Annotated in this window: 14 protein-coding genes and 1 pseudogene; 2 read left to right on the forward strand and 13 right to left on the reverse strand. The window is 30.9% G+C overall.

Annotated features, from left to right (window positions below):
- Nucleotides 1-169 precede the first annotated feature (169 nt).
- The 3 genes from ACTT1L_RS00695 to ACTT1L_RS00705 all read right to left on the reverse strand — a co-directional run bounded on the left by ACTT1L_RS00695 (nt 170) and on the right by ACTT1L_RS00705 (nt 4,181).
- Entirely contained in the window at nt 170-1,963 is a 1,794-nt protein-coding gene (locus ACTT1L_RS00695; RefSeq protein WP_442821716.1) for a Xaa-Pro dipeptidyl-peptidase, read from the reverse strand.
- Between the two features lie 201 nt (nt 1,964-2,164).
- Nucleotides 2,165-3,541, reverse strand: a complete 1,377-nt coding sequence (locus ACTT1L_RS00700) for a sensor histidine kinase (RefSeq protein WP_076874359.1) — start codon at nt 3,539-3,541, stop codon at nt 2,165-2,167.
- Nucleotides 3,534-4,181, reverse strand: coding sequence for a response regulator transcription factor (locus tag ACTT1L_RS00705; protein ID WP_000865966.1), 648 nt, complete (start codon nt 4,179-4,181; stop codon nt 3,534-3,536). Before ACTT1L_RS00705 ends, ACTT1L_RS00700 begins: the two co-directional genes overlap by 8 nt.
- Nucleotides 4,182-4,302: 121 nt before the next feature.
- Here ACTT1L_RS00705 and ACTT1L_RS00710 point away from each other — a divergent pair, with 121 nt between their 5' ends.
- The gene (locus tag ACTT1L_RS00710; RefSeq protein WP_442821717.1) at nt 4,303-4,722 is read left to right on the forward strand and encodes a hypothetical protein; all 420 of its coding nucleotides are present in this window, start codon (nt 4,303-4,305) and stop codon (nt 4,720-4,722) included.
- Nucleotides 4,723-4,777: 55 nt separating this feature from the next.
- Here the strand turns inward: ACTT1L_RS00710 and ACTT1L_RS00715 are convergent, their stop codons facing one another.
- The 6 genes and pseudogenes from ACTT1L_RS00715 to ACTT1L_RS00740 all read right to left on the reverse strand — a co-directional run bounded on the left by ACTT1L_RS00715 (nt 4,778) and on the right by ACTT1L_RS00740 (nt 11,832).
- Nucleotides 4,778-5,227, reverse strand: a complete 450-nt coding sequence (locus ACTT1L_RS00715) for a GNAT family N-acetyltransferase (protein ID WP_442821718.1) — start codon at nt 5,225-5,227, stop codon at nt 4,778-4,780.
- A gap of 268 nt (nt 5,228-5,495) precedes the next feature.
- Entirely contained in the window at nt 5,496-6,200 is a 705-nt protein-coding gene (locus ACTT1L_RS00720; RefSeq protein WP_000910323.1) for an alpha/beta hydrolase, read from the reverse strand.
- A gap of 281 nt (nt 6,201-6,481) precedes the next feature.
- Nucleotides 6,482-7,862 (reverse strand): annotated as a pseudogene (locus tag ACTT1L_RS00725) (5'-methylthioadenosine/adenosylhomocysteine nucleosidase).
- A 17-nt stretch (nt 7,863-7,879) separates the two neighbouring features.
- Nucleotides 7,880-8,629: a WecB/TagA/CpsF family glycosyltransferase gene (locus ACTT1L_RS00730; RefSeq protein ID WP_001016403.1), complete on the reverse strand. Its 750-nt coding sequence runs from the start codon at nt 8,627-8,629 to the stop codon at nt 7,880-7,882.
- 12 nt (nt 8,630-8,641) lie between these two features.
- Nucleotides 8,642-10,225 carry a M3 family metallopeptidase gene (locus ACTT1L_RS00735; protein WP_442821719.1) on the reverse strand — a complete coding sequence of 528 codons (1,584 nt, stop codon included), beginning with the start codon at nt 10,223-10,225 and terminating at the stop codon, nt 8,642-8,644.
- 335 nt (nt 10,226-10,560) lie between these two features.
- Complete coding sequence (locus ACTT1L_RS00740; protein WP_074543322.1) at nt 10,561-11,832, reverse strand: helix-turn-helix domain-containing protein; 1,272 nt, start codon at nt 11,830-11,832, stop codon at nt 10,561-10,563.
- 463 nt (nt 11,833-12,295) lie between these two features.
- Here ACTT1L_RS00740 and ACTT1L_RS00745 point away from each other — a divergent pair, with 463 nt between their 5' ends.
- The gene (locus ACTT1L_RS00745; protein ID WP_000498065.1) at nt 12,296-12,499 is read left to right on the forward strand and encodes a hypothetical protein; all 204 of its coding nucleotides are present in this window, start codon (nt 12,296-12,298) and stop codon (nt 12,497-12,499) included.
- 150 nt (nt 12,500-12,649) lie between these two features.
- Here ACTT1L_RS00745 and ACTT1L_RS00750 read toward each other — a convergent pair whose 3' ends face one another.
- The 4 genes from ACTT1L_RS00750 to ACTT1L_RS00765 all read right to left on the reverse strand — a co-directional run bounded on the left by ACTT1L_RS00750 (nt 12,650) and on the right by ACTT1L_RS00765 (nt 15,655).
- Complete coding sequence (locus ACTT1L_RS00750; RefSeq protein WP_000538296.1) at nt 12,650-13,510, reverse strand: DegV family protein; 861 nt, start codon at nt 13,508-13,510, stop codon at nt 12,650-12,652.
- Between the two features lie 474 nt (nt 13,511-13,984).
- Nucleotides 13,985-14,437: a spore coat protein gene (locus tag ACTT1L_RS00755; RefSeq protein ID WP_000361679.1), complete on the reverse strand. Its 453-nt coding sequence runs from the start codon at nt 14,435-14,437 to the stop codon at nt 13,985-13,987.
- Between the two features lie 14 nt (nt 14,438-14,451).
- Nucleotides 14,452-14,652, reverse strand: a complete 201-nt coding sequence (locus tag ACTT1L_RS00760; RefSeq protein ID WP_000342253.1) for a spore coat protein W — start codon at nt 14,650-14,652, stop codon at nt 14,452-14,454.
- Between the two features lie 370 nt (nt 14,653-15,022).
- Complete coding sequence (locus ACTT1L_RS00765) at nt 15,023-15,655, reverse strand: spore coat protein (protein ID WP_076874362.1); 633 nt, start codon at nt 15,653-15,655, stop codon at nt 15,023-15,025.
- Nucleotides 15,656-16,017 lie beyond the last annotated feature (362 nt).

A 16,017-nucleotide genomic window follows, 5' to 3' on the forward strand; every position in this document is an offset into this window, starting at 1 on the left:
ACTCTCCCTTTCAAAATGTAAAGAGGTTGTCTCATAAGTCTCTTTCGAAGTAAAATCACATGAAATTGAAAAGGAAGAAACGTTATTAAATCAACGTTTCTTCCTTTCACTTTCTATTCGGTTTTGGCTAAAAAGCACCTTTTGGGACAGCCTCTTTATCCATAACTATTTATTTCACAATTGGCAATGTCACTTCACTTAATTTCACTGTAAGCTTCGTGCCCGCTTTCGGTCTAATTGTATAATCATAGTCGCTAGCAATTAAAACGACTCCTATTTGATGCCCAGCTTTAAAGACATAATCATCTGGCTGCATGTCCCATGTAAATGTATAATCTTTGCCTGGTTGAATCGCTGTTGAATTTTCTATACTTTTTACGTTTTGTGGATCCATCCAGCCTCGTGTTACGATTTCCGGCTTCGTTCCTCCGTAATCAACAAGTAATGCTGTTAAATTTGATACAGATCGATCAATATTTCCTGTAATTGAAATCTTTGGTGTACCACTTATACGCGTATCTTTTTGCAGTACAGGCATTGTATACACTAATCGATTGGCTACTTCTAATTCTGGGTTTGCTACTAATTCGTTTGATTTCATTTTTGCATCATCTACGAATGAAAACACCTTATTAACAGAACCCATACTGAATGGTAAATTAACTGCTTTGTTACTTAAATACATACGGATTTTTGACGGGACAGCTGCTGGATCCGGCCAATTTTTTATTTTATCCCAAGCTTTATTCTCACGTTGTACATCGACCATTGGTTCATTCATAATTCCATTTTCAATTCCATACAACCAATAATCGAACCATTTGTTTTGTGTTCTTTGCCAGTCATTCGTTGATGTTCCACCGTGTCCACCTTGATGTAACCACATTTTACGAGGGACATCATTCTCTCCAAGCGCTTCCCACCATTGCGCGAACTGCTTCGTCTTTACATTCCAATCATTTAAACCATGAACAACAAATACACTCGCTTTTACATTTTTAGCATCTTTTACATAATTTCGTTTATCCCAAAAATCATTATAATTACCAGTTTTCCGGTCCTGTCCGGCTGTTAGCTCTTTTATTACTTGTCCGCAAACTTCAGGGTTTTCCCTTGTTAATACTGCTTCTGCCATATTATCTGTATCTTCTCCTTGGTATCCACCTGGCGCAATCACTGCACCGTTTGCACGATAATAATCATACCAACTACTAATCGCTGCGATTGGAATAATTGTTTTCAACCCTTCAACACCAGTCGTCGCAACAGCATTTGGTAACGTACCATTATAAGAAACTCCTGTCATACCTACATTTCCCGTTGACCACTCGGCTTTAACTTCCTCACCATTTTCTGTATATGCTTTCGCACGTCCATTTACCCAATCAATAACAGATTTCGTCCCTAATATTTCTTGCTCATCCCCAGTCGTCGGACATCCATCTGATTTCCCAGTTCCAATACTTTCACCTAAAATGACTGCATAACCTCTTGGTACATAATAATTTCCATACGAACCAAGATTAACAGCTCCATACGGTTTCCCTTCATACGCATACAATTCTTCATCTACGTTATATACAGGAACATCTTTTAAACCAGCTCGATATGGACTCATTTCATATATAACAGGAACTTTCACATTTGGATCAATTTTTGGACGCATAACTTTTACTGATACTCGATCTTTTTTTCCATCTCGATCACTATCTACTTCCGTTTCTACAAATAAATTTTCAATAATTGCTTCATCAAGCGAATAAATCGGTTTTGTCATCCCATTTTCTAATTCAATTTTCGTACTTGAACGTAACGCATCTGAAACAATTCCATTTAACTTCACGTCATGCTCATTTATGTAGTTTGTTTCTTTATTGTCTGCATACGCAGTCATACTAGAAACTCCTGACGTAATTGATAAAGATAATATTGCTGATAATGTTGCTATTTTCTTTTTCCCCATATCCTTCCCTCCCCATTTATGTCTCCTTTTACTATACAATATAATTACTGAAAATTCAGTTTATTTTTTATACAGCAACTTGAGAAATTTGTAGAACACTCTTCCAACGGGCTTTCAAGGTTATATATTCTGATTTACTGCTCTCATATAATCAATAAAAAACATCACCTATTAATAGACGATGCTTCTAATTGTATTGAATTAGTCATTCTTCATAGTAATATAAAACCGTATTTCTCCCTCTTTAGTAGATACGCCATAGTCAAAACCATGCCTTTCTAAAATACTTTTCACTATCGCTAGTCCTAATCCTGTGCCTGATTTTTCTTTACTTCGTGAAGAGTCTAAGACATAAAAAGGTTCCCAAATTTTATCGACATCTTTAATTTGTTCTGCATTAATCCCATTTTTAATTTGAAAATATACACTTTTATTTCTCTCTTCTAAAGTGATTATTATGTTTTGATTTGTTGTATATTTTATTGCGTTAGAAATTAAATTTTGAAACACCATTCCCATTTTATTTAAATCCGCATAAATGACCTGATTTTTAATATTACTGTTCGTCTGCAACTGTATTTCTTTCGACTCCAGTTCAATTTTATGCTTATCTATTATACTTCGGACTAATGGTTCAATAGGGAATTCTTCTTTTTGTAAAACATCTCTTTCTAACTTCGAAAATTGTAATAGTTCTTCAATTAAGTTTGATATTTGATCTGTTTGTTTTATAATTGTATCTACGTATGTCCCATCATCTAACCCATCCTTAATTCCCATAGAATATGCTTTTACTAATGCAATTGGTGTCTTTAATTCATGCGTCACATCACCCATAAATCGTTTTAAATGTTCATTACGATCTGTTAAATCTTGATGTGCTTCATGTAGTGTATCACTCATGATATTAATACTATCGGCTAACTCCCCTATTTCATCGTTCGTTTTCACTTTTGTTCTTTTAAACTTCAAATGTGAAATGTCCTGAGCTACATCACTTAGCTCTTTTAATGGAGTCGTTATTATTTTTGAAAGTATCCACACAAGTAAAATAATAAGAAGGAGTGAGAAACAAAGAATGTATAAATAAAATGTATTTAACGTTTTTATAATTTCGTTAGAATGTGCAATAGAAGTTCCCATTAAAATTATTGTATTATCTTTTGCAATATATTTAGCGAAAAAACTTGCTTTTAACTTCTCTTGATCATATAGTTTATTCGATTGCCCTTCCACTTTCACCTTCATGACTGCGTCTTTCGTAATCCACAGTTTATTTAAAACTACTTTCTTTTTCGTAAGTTGCATGCGTAACGATTCGTTCATATCATCTTCTGACTGATTGATTGACGTATATGCAAACGTAACGTTATTTTCGCTTTCAATTGTACGAATTACATCTTCTAACTCATTTACAGATGTATTTTGTATTTGCACTGTAAATTCATTCAAGTTCTCTCTCGTTTTGTAAATATTATATTTCGGTAAAAGATAGTTAATTATTAATAAAGAGATTGTAAAAATAAGAATAACAGTTAAAGAAATGCTGAGAAATAGTTTTTTTCCAAGTTTATTCACTCTGCTCCTCCAAACTATACCCTAAACCACGATGCGTCTTTATAATATTTTCTCCTACTTTTTTACGTAACCTTCTTACATGTGTATCAACAGTTCGCTCTTCTCCAAAATAGTCAAATCCCCATACGATATCTAACAATTTTTTACGAGTCAAAATCATGCCTTTATGACTTAAAAAACACTTTATTAATTCTAGCTCTGTTTTTGTAATATCTAACTCTTTGTCATTTTTATAAACTTTATTTTTCGTAAAATCTATTTTCAAATCTTGAACTTGAATGACATCATCGTGCTGTATAAGCTTTTTCGCTCTAGTGATTAATACACCTGGATGAAATGGTTTTTTTACGTACTCATCTGCCCCGCTTTGAAGCGCTGCTAATTCATCTTCGCTTTCACTTTTCGCCGTAAGCATTAATACTTTTACGCTTGAGTTTTTCTTTATTTCCTTACAAACAGTAATACCACTATGTTTCGGCATCATCCAATCTAAAATAGCTAAATCAATTTTTTCATCATAAAATATTTGAAGTGCTTCTTCTCCATCTTTCGCTAAGAAAACTTCGAAGCCTTCTTTCTCAAAATAAGCTTTTAAAATCCTTAGCATATCTTGTTCATCATCTGCGATTAATACTTTCATACATTATCCTCCATTGCTTTTAAACAAAAATTAATTGTATCATACAACTTCTTTGTTACATGTATGTGACAGAAAAATATTTGAACTAGTTAAGGGTATAGTAAAAACGAGGTGTTGTACTATGATGAAAAAAATCGGGGTCATTACTCTTGTTTTCTTCTTATTATCAACAAATGCGTTCGCAAATACAAATCAACAAATTGAAGTATTTGATTGTCAAAAAGAAATGGTCGTTCAAAAACAATCTTTAGATCCAGCTATTCAAAAAAAAGCTGTTCAATATGCTAAATCCATTACTGGCCCCTTCAAAAACTTAAATGTCGTTCCAAAAGATGGTCACATGATAAAAATCCCTTTATCTAAACCAGTTTCTATTACAAATCAATGGCTACAAACAACAATTGATGAAGTACTTATTCTTCTCCCTCTTAATCAAAAACCTTATATTATGCTTTACGACGATGAAAATAATCCACATTTTTATTATGTAAAAGGTGATCCGAAGGGACTATTGAAAGAAATGAATGTTAAACATAATTGACTAGAAAAAAGAGACTTCATAAGCTTATTTTTCGAAGCAGAGGTCTCTTTTTTTACTAACATAATACTTTATAGTGACTAGAGCCTTTATATACCTGCCCCTTCACAAATCCATTTGCACTATAAAATGCATCACCTTGTTTTGTATCTGTATGTAAAACAACTACTTTAAAATTCTTTTCCGCATGAGATAATAGTCGCTTTAATAACAAGTTCCCTAGCCCTATACGACGATAGTCCTTTGAAATATAAAATCGCCTTAATCGGCCAATCTTATTATTTTCTGTATATGGATCCTCATTTAACCCTCCTATTCCGATTAACTTTTCCCCATGAAAAATCCCATATAAGCATTCACCAGTTTTATTAAATGTGTTTATTTTATTTTCATATTCACTTATTAATTTTATTAGGAAATAAAATCCTTCGTCTTTGCTTTCCTGAACAAGATATTCGTGTTCGTATATCATTAAATCTTCAATTTGTTGAATATGTATATCTTTCAAGTAAATCCCCCCTTAATATAGAAACACATAAAAATGCTCTAAAATCATTTATTCTGAGCATTTTTATGATTGTTATCTTATTCAATTCGTAGTATGTGTATTCTTCACTTCAGTTTTAAATCGATAATATAGTTGTTTAAGTCTTATTGAACTAAAGTAGCTGTTTGCTTAAATGAATAGATTTACATTTATAATGTCTCTCAAATATAATATCAGTTTATAAATTCATCATTCTACTCTAACATTGTTCAAGTTAAGTTATAATTTGTTAATCTATAAGCTTGTGTAACCACAGTTCAAATATCTTTAACTGTTCTTCAGTATGAAAATAATGTTCACCTGTCTCCATGACTTCTAATGCACAACGATGTTTTTTTGTAAAATCGTTAATAATTTCAAATTCACACAGTTCATCCTTAGCTCCGTACATAATATATGTATCTATATTCCATGTATTAATAGGATGTTCTTTTACATAGCATAAATAATCCCAATATAACTTTTGACCAATCGGTGTCTCTATAATCATTTCTTTTTGCAAAAGTTCTGGTGTTACATTAAACCATTTCATCATATTTTCGATAATTCGTTCCATATTAACTACTGGTGATAAAAATAATGCCTTTTCAATCACATCATTTTGATAGGCTAAAAGGCTAAAATAAGCTCCTATACTACATGCAAACACACTTACTTCTTTCCAATGCTCTTTTGCGTAATTCATAATTATAGATAATTCACTAACACAAAACTGTACTTTGCAAGGAGTATTATCATTTGTTCTTTCTCCATGCTCAGGTAAATCAAAGCTTAATACTTGATAACCTTTTTGATTAGCTTCTTCAGCTAATATTTGAATAACTGCATCTTCCTTATTTGACATATTTCCATGTACTGCAATAAAAACTTTTTCACTTTTATCTCCCCACAAAACCGTGGGAATATTATTAATGTTAAAATTATCTTTAAGCATATTTCCTCCATAGAATAAGTCATATAGTACTTGGCAAAAAACGCACACACCTTATAATCCAAATCAAACCATTACTAATCCATCACAAATGAATACCACTATCTCTACCTCTGTATAACAGAGTCTACTTTGTATTTAACATCTTTCTTTTTCCATTTCTTCAGAAGCCACAAGTACTTATTTTAATTCCCCACTAAGCAATTTACTCCGTTAATGGAAGAAAGATTTTTAAACGACTTTATTATTTTTAGAATGATTATATTGTAATTTAAACAACTTCATTATCTCTGTATAGCAGGCAATATCCCCTTCAACTCCAGTAAATCATCTATTACTATATCAGCTTGGGCAAGTTCATCTTCTTGTGCAAAATCAAAATTACATCCAATCGCAATCAAGCCATTATCTTTAGCTGCGCTTATATCAGATAAACGATCCCCGACTACAGCTGCTTCTTTTATATCATATTTGTTCAAAATACTTTTTACTAAGTCGCTTTTATTAAGTGAGTTTATTTGTTCAATACTAAACGTTTCAGTAACCCATTGGTCTAAATCATAATAAGATACAATTGCTCGTAGATATTCAGTTAAACCATTACTTGCAATATGTATTGAGCAATTATTTTCTTTTATATATGTAAAAATCTCTTTTACATTCGGATATAAAGCACCTTTTCCGCTCTTAATGTTTTCAATTAATCTTTCTAAAAAATATGCATCTGTTTGTTCTCTTATTTCAAGAGAATGATCCGGTAATAAAGCTTCCCAAACTTTCGGTAACGGCACGCCCATAATTTCACGGTACTTATCAATAGGTGTTACCGTATCCCATAATTGTAATGAACGTAAATGATTAAAAGTATCATCTAACGATAATTCTAAAATTTTATCTGTTTGAAATAACGTTCCGTCCATATCAAAAATTAATGCTTGTAACATTTCATTCTCTCCTTTTGAATTATAATACAGTTTTACTTGATATATTTTTCAGCATCTCAACGATAATTTCTGAACAATAGTTTGCGGCCGTTTTCGCGAAGTCATCATAAGAAATTTGTGCTTCATCGTCTGCACTGTCAGAAATACATCGCATTACGAGAAACGGTACTTCATTTATGTAGGCAACATGTCCAATTGCTGCACCTTCCATTTCTGTACAATGCGGTGCATATTCTTCTATTAATTTCGCTTTTAGTTTTGAATCTTCAACAAAACATTCACCGCTTACAATTCTTCCTTCATGAACCTCTATGTGTAAATTACTACTATTGCATGCAATACGCGCTAACTCTACTAATTCCTTACTTGCGATAAATTCTTCTTGAAACGGGAATAAGTTTTTCATTTGAGTCTTACTTACATCATGATGGGTAACATTCGTTGAAATAATGATATCACCAACTTTTACATCTAGGTGTAACCCACCAGCAACACCTGTATTGATGATAGCATCTACATCAAATTTATGAATTAATGTTTGCGTACATGCGGCTGCATTTACTTTCCCTACACCACATCTTGTAACAATTACTTCAGTTCCCATGAATTCTCCAACGTAAAAAGGCATTCCCGCAATTATTTGTTCTTCTTGTACAACTAATTTTTCTAAAAGTAAGTCTATTTCAATTTGCATTGCTCCGATAATTCCGATTCTGTTCATGAATGTACTCTCCTTTATTAATTACTCCCTTTAATTCTTTCAGACATAACCGACAATAAAAATTTCGGAAGTACGATTTGTCTCTTTAATCTTTTCGGCTGTGAGAGTAATCTATATAACCATTCAGTTCCTGTATCCCTCATAATTTTCGGTGCTCTTTTTACAGTACCAGATAATATATCGATCATACCTCCAATACCAATAGATAGTGGAACGTTTAATGTTTGTATGTTTTCATAGATGAATTCTTCTTGTTTCGGTGAACCTAGTCCTACTAACAGTAAGTGCGGCTTGAATTGCTTTATTTTCATTTTTACTTCTTCTATTTCTTCACCATTTACAAATCCATGCTGTCCTTTAAACTGTGCTCCTGGGAACTGCTCATTTAATTTTTCTAATGCCTTTTTATTACTTTCTGGAGCAGCTCCAAAAAGAAAGACGCGGTATCTATTATCGTTACAATATTTTATTAAATCGTGAGTGATATCTGCCCCTGTGACACGTTCTTTCAGCGTTCCTTTTAATATTTTCGAGCCAATTATGACACCAATTCCATCCGCTGTTATTAAATCCGCAGATAGTAACATCTTTTTAAACTGTTTAGATTTAGCCGTGCTTTCCTTTGCAGACATAACAATTTCAGGATTTGCAGTTACTACAAATCTTGGTTTCTCTTGTTTTTCATGTAGCCAACCTTTTAATAAACTTATAACTTGTGCATATTCTAAAGTTGAAAAAGGTATTCCCTTTATAAGTTGGTGATTCACTTTACTCTCCCCTTACATAAGTTGCAAATATTCATCAATATCTTTAGAAATTTGTTTAAAAGCTTTATCCCAAAATTCATATCTTGTTATATTTATTTCAAAATGTTTTTTCATCAGTTCTTCCACTGGAGCTTTTCCTGTTTCTCGTAAAAACTCTTTATATTTCAAGTGAAAAGTACTTTTACTTTCTTTAGCTATTTCTAATAAACTAAAACTAGCTAAATACCCAAATGTGTATGGATAATTATAAAAAGGAACATCTGCTATATAAAATTGAATATATTTCATCCACACGAACGGCTGATATTCTGATAATGAATTTCCATATGCTTTTTCTTGCGCTACTATAGATAATTTCTCGATTTGATCAGCACTTAAAGGACTTTCTTTACATTTCTCGTAAAAGTTCTTCTCAAATTCGTACGATGCTCGAATTGCCATTACATAATTAAAACAGTTTCTTATTTTCCAGCTAAGCAATGACTTTTTTATATCTATACTATCTGTTGTTTGAATTAGATAATTTATAAGCACCGTTTCAAAGAAAATAGATGCTGATTCAGCTGTACTCATTGGCAAATAATCATCTAAAAAAGAAGAGGATTGTTCAAAACTCATATTATAAAAATGCCAAGCATGTCCTAGTTCGTGGGCAAGTATTCTTACACTATCGATACTTCCGTCATAACGCATAGAGATTCGAGATTCTTTTTCACTGAAAAAAGGAGCACAAAATCCACCTGGGGGTTTATTCTCTCTCGGTTCTGCATCTACCCAACCACTTTCTATCGCATGACGTGCAAATTCTGCTAATTCTTCATCTATATTTTTAAATGCACCGTATATGTTTTGTACTGCTACTGAAAAAGGAATAATAACCTCATTATTCTCCTTTACTATCATAAGTTCATGCCATGTTATCGAAGTTTTTCCTTTTTTATACACGTTTAAAGCACTTACTAATTTATCTAGGTTTTCTTCTGTCGCATTCCATATTTGTAATAATACAGTTTCTGAAATACCATTCGCATAAAGGGACCTTGCTAAAATCTCTCTATCTTCTAATTCATTGCCCTTTGTATTACGCAATCTTCCTATTTGATTTAATACAGTAGCAAAAATTTCTTTCTCCTTATGTAAGGCACATATTAATGACTCGAATACTTCTAGTCTTTCCTTTTCATTATCACTATTCATTGCAACATGATTTGCTTGTCCAAATGATAATTGCTTATTATTGTGCTCTATTTCTATCCTATTCCTTAATTGTATGTACATATTTTCCCACGCATGTAGTTCATCTTTTATTAGCCTAGTATTATCAGTAATTTCAACTTCACTTTGCTGTATTACTTGCTGCACTTCACTTTTTAGTTCCTTTACTTTCACAGTCAATCTAGTAATGTCAGATGAAACACTTTCTTCAGCCAATCGACAGTACAAATAGTATTCTGCTTTTTCAATAGATTGTATAAGATTTGAAAGAATCCCTATATCTTTTGTTACAAAAAATTGTTCTTTTAACTCCAATATTGGAGATAGGATATCTTCATTCGAATACAATGAATCTAAATCCCACTTAGCAATTTCATGCATTTTATAGCCGCCCCCTTTTTTACAAATAGTTACAGATATTTCCCCCTACACAATTATATATGAAATAAATAAATTTAAATATCTTGAAATATTTAGATTTCTATAAATACATTTTTATTTATACTATTTGCTTTTTCTACTGAAACGCACATCACATAGACCTATGAATGCTACTGCTACTCGAATAAGTATTACTCCCCAATAAAAAGATAAAATGCTAAGATATCAATCAATAATTATAGAATAGCAATAAAAGAGGTTATCCAAAAAGTATAAAATACTCTACTCTTTTGGATAACCCTTTACAATTTATAAGAACTTTTAACTAAACTTCTTTATAAATCCATTTTATTTTCAGCTGACATTTTAAAATACTTCGCAGATAATTTATAAGAGCGATTTTCATTATAAAAGTTACCTAATTCATAGGATAATTCAGCAACTAAACGATGTTGTTTTTTTCCTACTCCCACTTCAATTGCCTTTTGCATATTTTTCTCATATTCATAATAATCCCCACGTATTTTGAATACTTTAGCTTTCAAACCATATAGTTGAACATGTGCAATTGGTACATCATAAATTGATAAAAAATGAAATGCTTCATTCATAACCTTATTAACATTTTCCCAAGCTTTAAGTTCTATGTAAACCTCCAACATGTTTCGTAACGCATATACTTTTTGATCTTTCTGTGATAAAAATTCACTTAATTCCAAAGTTTTTTCGTAGTATTTAATGGCATTCGTATAGTCTTTCAAACCTTGATAAATTTTCCCGTAATCATAAGAAATTACAGGTAAATACTTTGACTCACCATTAATAGCCAAACTATTTTCTACTTGCTGTAAAATTTCAAGTGCCTTTTCATATAACTCATCCATAATATACAATATTGTAAGCATTAAAAGTGTATTTATTACGTTTTTCTGCATACCATTTTTTCTGTATATGTTGTAAGCTTTTAAGGCATACAAACGACTAATACTTTTATCTTTATAAAGCTCCTTATATACATGACATAAATTATAGTATATATGACCATGTTGTTCAGTTTCTTCTGCACCAAGTAAACTCTCAGCCTGTACATATATATCATGAGCAGCACTGTAGTCTTGTTTATTATAAAAATATAAACCTCGAGCTTTTAAATAATAAATATAATCTTCAGGATCTTGCATTTCAACCTGACTTGGTATCATTTGCGAAGCTTGAACTATAAGCGACTTCACATATAACATATTTTTTTGCCGGGCATGATAGTATATAAGTACACCATATACCTTTAGTAATAAAGGGATTGAATCTACTTCACGAACGTATAATTCTAATAAAGATAAGTCAGCTTCTGTAATACTTTTATCTTTTTTATATTTATTACATATATTAAAAATAGTAATCTTTATTTCCTCATAATTTCCATTTACAAGATAATCGCTATCTACATCTAACTTCTTAGAAACTTTTTTTATAAAAGAAGATGACGGTTTTATTTTTCCACTTTCTATTCTACTTAAATATGTTATTGAACATATTCCTGATACGAGCTCCCCCTGTGTTAATCCTTTATGCATTCGAACATGGCGAATACGTTCCCCTATTTCCATCTTTCTACTCTCCCTGCTTAACCATTTCTTACTTTTTACCAAATCAGCTATTATGTATTGCTTAATCTTTCATATTAAGAAAATGTATAATTTCACAAATGTAAAAAAATGTCTCACGCATTTTAATTTTACATTCATACTATGATTATTTCTAGATGGCTTGTTAAATTTTATGGTTAAAATTTGGGTTTTTCGTCCATTTTTTTCATGAGATTTTACTACTTGTTATTAACAAAGACAGAGTCATATACTTGAATTACGATAAACTTAATGAAAAGGATTTAACTACATGTAAACTATTATTATTCATTTAAGATAGTTATAGTTCATTACATTTGTCTAGTAGATAGAAGATATCTATTGTAAACAAGAAAATCAAATAAATTTAATAGACGGATTATTAATATCAAATCCTAGAAATTAGTTTGTCGAATTATTTAATAAATACGAAAGGATGATACACATGTTTGTAAGACTTAAAGATGCATCTTCACGAAAAATAGTAAGATATGTTGGAGGCGCTGCTTTACTTTTAATATTCGCTTCTTTCATTTTTCAGTGGAAAAACGACTTAGTAATTGATCAAACTGAACGATTCGGCTTTGGACTAGCGATTATCACTTTCCTATCTACCTTCTTACCTTTTAAAGAGAAAGTTAATAAATAATTACATATAAAGTGAAACTTTAATCAGTGGGGGTTTTGTTCATCCCCCACCTAACTTCTTTGTTTCCGCTGAATTTTGAGGTGGGGGTCTTACTGCCCGTTAAAGCGGGATAAATTAGATTAAAAAAGGATTGATCAAATGATCAATCCTTTACTCTACTTCATTTAAGAAAAACAACGTTATAACGCCAGGTCCTGTATGTGCTCCGATTGCTGCACCAATTGTATTTACGATAAATACTTCACAGCCAAATCTTTCTGTAATTAATGCTTTTAATGCTTCAGCTGTTTCTAAATCGTCACCATGAGTTATACCGATTGTTTGACCTTTAAGTTTTTTTCCACGCTCTTCCATTATATCGACAATTCGGCCAAGTACTTTCTTTTTCCCTCTTACCTTTTCAAGTGGTACAAGTTTTCCTTCTTCCACGTTTAAGATCGGTTTAATGTTTAGTAAACCACCGATAAATCCTGCGACTTTACTTAAACGTCCACCTCTCACTAAGTACTGTAAGTCAGCTACAGTGAAGATATGTTCCATATGGTTCATTAGAAAATCAACACGTTTTAAAATATCTTCTTTTGATGCGCCGTCTTTCGCCATTTTAGCAGCTTCTAAAACAACAAGACCTTGACCAAGCGAAGCACATTTCGTATCAATAATTTCTAAATCTAAGTTAGCATATGTTTCTTTTACTTCCTCTTTAATGAGAACTGATGATTGATATGTACCAGACAGTTCAGATGAAAAAGCTAAATATATACAAGGATTACCTTCTTTTGCATAAGAAACAAATTTTTCTTGGAAAGTTTCAAGTGAAGGCAATGACGTTCTATAAACAGCGCCTTCTCTCATTTTTTGCAATAATGTAACTGACTCTAATGTTACTCCATCTAAATACTCTGTTTCTGATTCATCATAAACACGGAGTGGAATTAAATCAATATCATATGCTTGCAGCAATTCTACTGGTAAATCCGCCGCACTATCCGTAATGATTTTAACACCCATTTTTAAACCTCTATTCTGTTATAAATATAAAATAATAAAATAAAAATAGTACCTTTAAATTATATACGTAAAACTTAAATGAAGAAAGGAAAACACTTTATATTGTATGCACTATTCTTCAAAACTTGAACTGTTAATACAAATGATTCTATTTTAAACACCTTTTTCTTATTATTTTTCTAAAACACGAATAATTTTATAAGTATTTTGTATCATTATATTTTAATTCTTTATCTTAATATAATCTTTTCAAATTCATACTGTTTAAAATTTAAAAGCCAAATCCAATAAAGGAAATGGCTTTTAAATTTTCATAAAATAACCAAACTTCATTTTCCATCACATTGCTCTCATTATTATTTTAGCGATGTTAAATATTAGTCCAGTTATGATTAATATTTATAGCCTGTACTATAATTAAAACAGTAAATATTCACCTGTAAGAATCACTGGATAAAAAACAAGTTAAACATTTTATAAAATATTTAATTTAACTAGTAACGCTAATAAAATTTGGAGAAGAATTTGAACATTTACTGCTATGTCTGTATCAGTAGTCGTAACTGTAACATTTCTAGAATTTCTAATAACAGTTTCTTGTTTATTAATTTGTTTAATAGATGATTTTTGAAACAATTCTTGTGCAACACGATCAGCTTTTTCACTATCTGCTATAGAAATACTTATTATAACCACGATAGCTGCTTGTAATGCCGCTTGAATAGATAACGCAGCTTTTGTATCTGTAGTAGTAACTTCTACATCTGCTGAATCGACAATTGTAATTGATTCTTCAGAAATTTGGTAAGTTTTACTTTCTTGCGCAGCTGCTTCTGAAACACTAGCATTTTTAAAAGATGGATGAGGATTTGAGTAATCTAATGCACTCCATTTTTTATTTTCATCTGAATGACATGTTTTGTCCATACGTTCACCCCCTTTCAATCTAAATAATTATTAACTTGTGATTGTATTTCAGAAACAATACTTTTAATTTGCTGCTTTTTTTCTGGCGATAAATTTTTTAGTTTTTCTTCATTTATCCCATGCCTATTAAAAATATCTGAGAGTAAAAGGTCTATAATTATATTCTTTTGATCCTTATCAAACTTAAAGGAAGAAAATTTGTTTAAATCATCCATTTACAATATTCACTCCAATCAATTTTCTATAAAAATTTCAAATAACTAAGAGCATTATATGTAATTTAATAAAAATTGCTTGGACAAGTAACTTAATCTTCTATTTTCCACTTCTTTTTACTAATAACTTTAAAAAGCTGGCTTCTAATAAGAAGTCAGCTTTCTTTCCTTCACTTCACATAAATATAAGTTTCATTTACTGTTAAATAATGTATTTCAACTTTATTTGTAGTTTTCCATACTTGCTTTTTCATTTATCTTGAATAATAATTCAGTCATAATAAGAAGTCCAAGCTTGTACCATATGTTACAACAAAAAACGTTTACTTAGAGTGAAAACTTATAGCTAAATATCAATAGGATAGACACTTTATAAAATGTTTAGTTTAACTAATAAAGCTAATAAAATTTGAAGGAGAATTTGAATATTCACTGCAATATCTGTATCAGTCGTTGTTACGGTTACGTTTCTGGAATTTTTTATAAATGTTTTTTGTCTATTAATTTGTTTAATAGCTGATTTTTGAAATAATTCTTGTGTTATTTTATCTGCCTTTTCACTATCTGCTATAGAAATACTTACTACAACTACGATAGCTGCTTGTAATGCCGCTTGGATAGATAGCGCAGCTTTTGTATCTGTAGTAGTAACTTGTACATCTGCTGAATCAACTATTTCAATATATTCCTCAGAAATTTGATCGATTTTATCTGTTTGTATAGCTTCCTCTAAAAAATTTGTATTTTTACTAAACGAATAATAATTTAATGATTCGCAATCTTCTTTTTTTGGTTCACAATCCTCTTTTTTTGGCTCACAATCCTCTTTTTTTGGTTCACAATCCTCTTTTTTTGGCTCACAATCCTCTTTTTTTGGTTCACAATCCTCTTTTTTTGGTTCACAATCCTCTTTTTTTAGCTTAGGAGCTCGTTTTTTCGGCTCACAATCCCGATTTAATGGATCCCGATTTTTCTTTCTTCTACAAACTTCACATTCACACATAAAATCACCCCTTTTAGTCTTAAAAGTTAGCAATATTAAAATATTGACTAACTATTAGCATTTTATGTATTTTTTAAAGATTTGTTTGGACAAGTAACTTAATCTTTTATTTTACTTCTACTTCTTTTTCTAATAAAAGAAAGCTACCTTCAAATAAGAAGACAGCTTTCTTTGCGACTACTCTAGAATAGATTTCATACAATATAATTGTTCCTTTCTTATAACCTGAACTCGTCACTTTAGTTATAAAAATGTGAGTATATCCTATAACCTTTTTTAGGGATCATCCATAATTTATTTCATAAAAAGTGCTTTATTTTACTGAAAGGTGGTTGCGGAAACAACCGCCTTTTTATTCGGAA

The organism is Bacillus sp. FH (genome assembly GCF_052216825.1).
GTDB lineage: Bacteria > Bacillota > Bacilli > Bacillales > Bacillaceae_G > Bacillus_A > Bacillus_A paranthracis.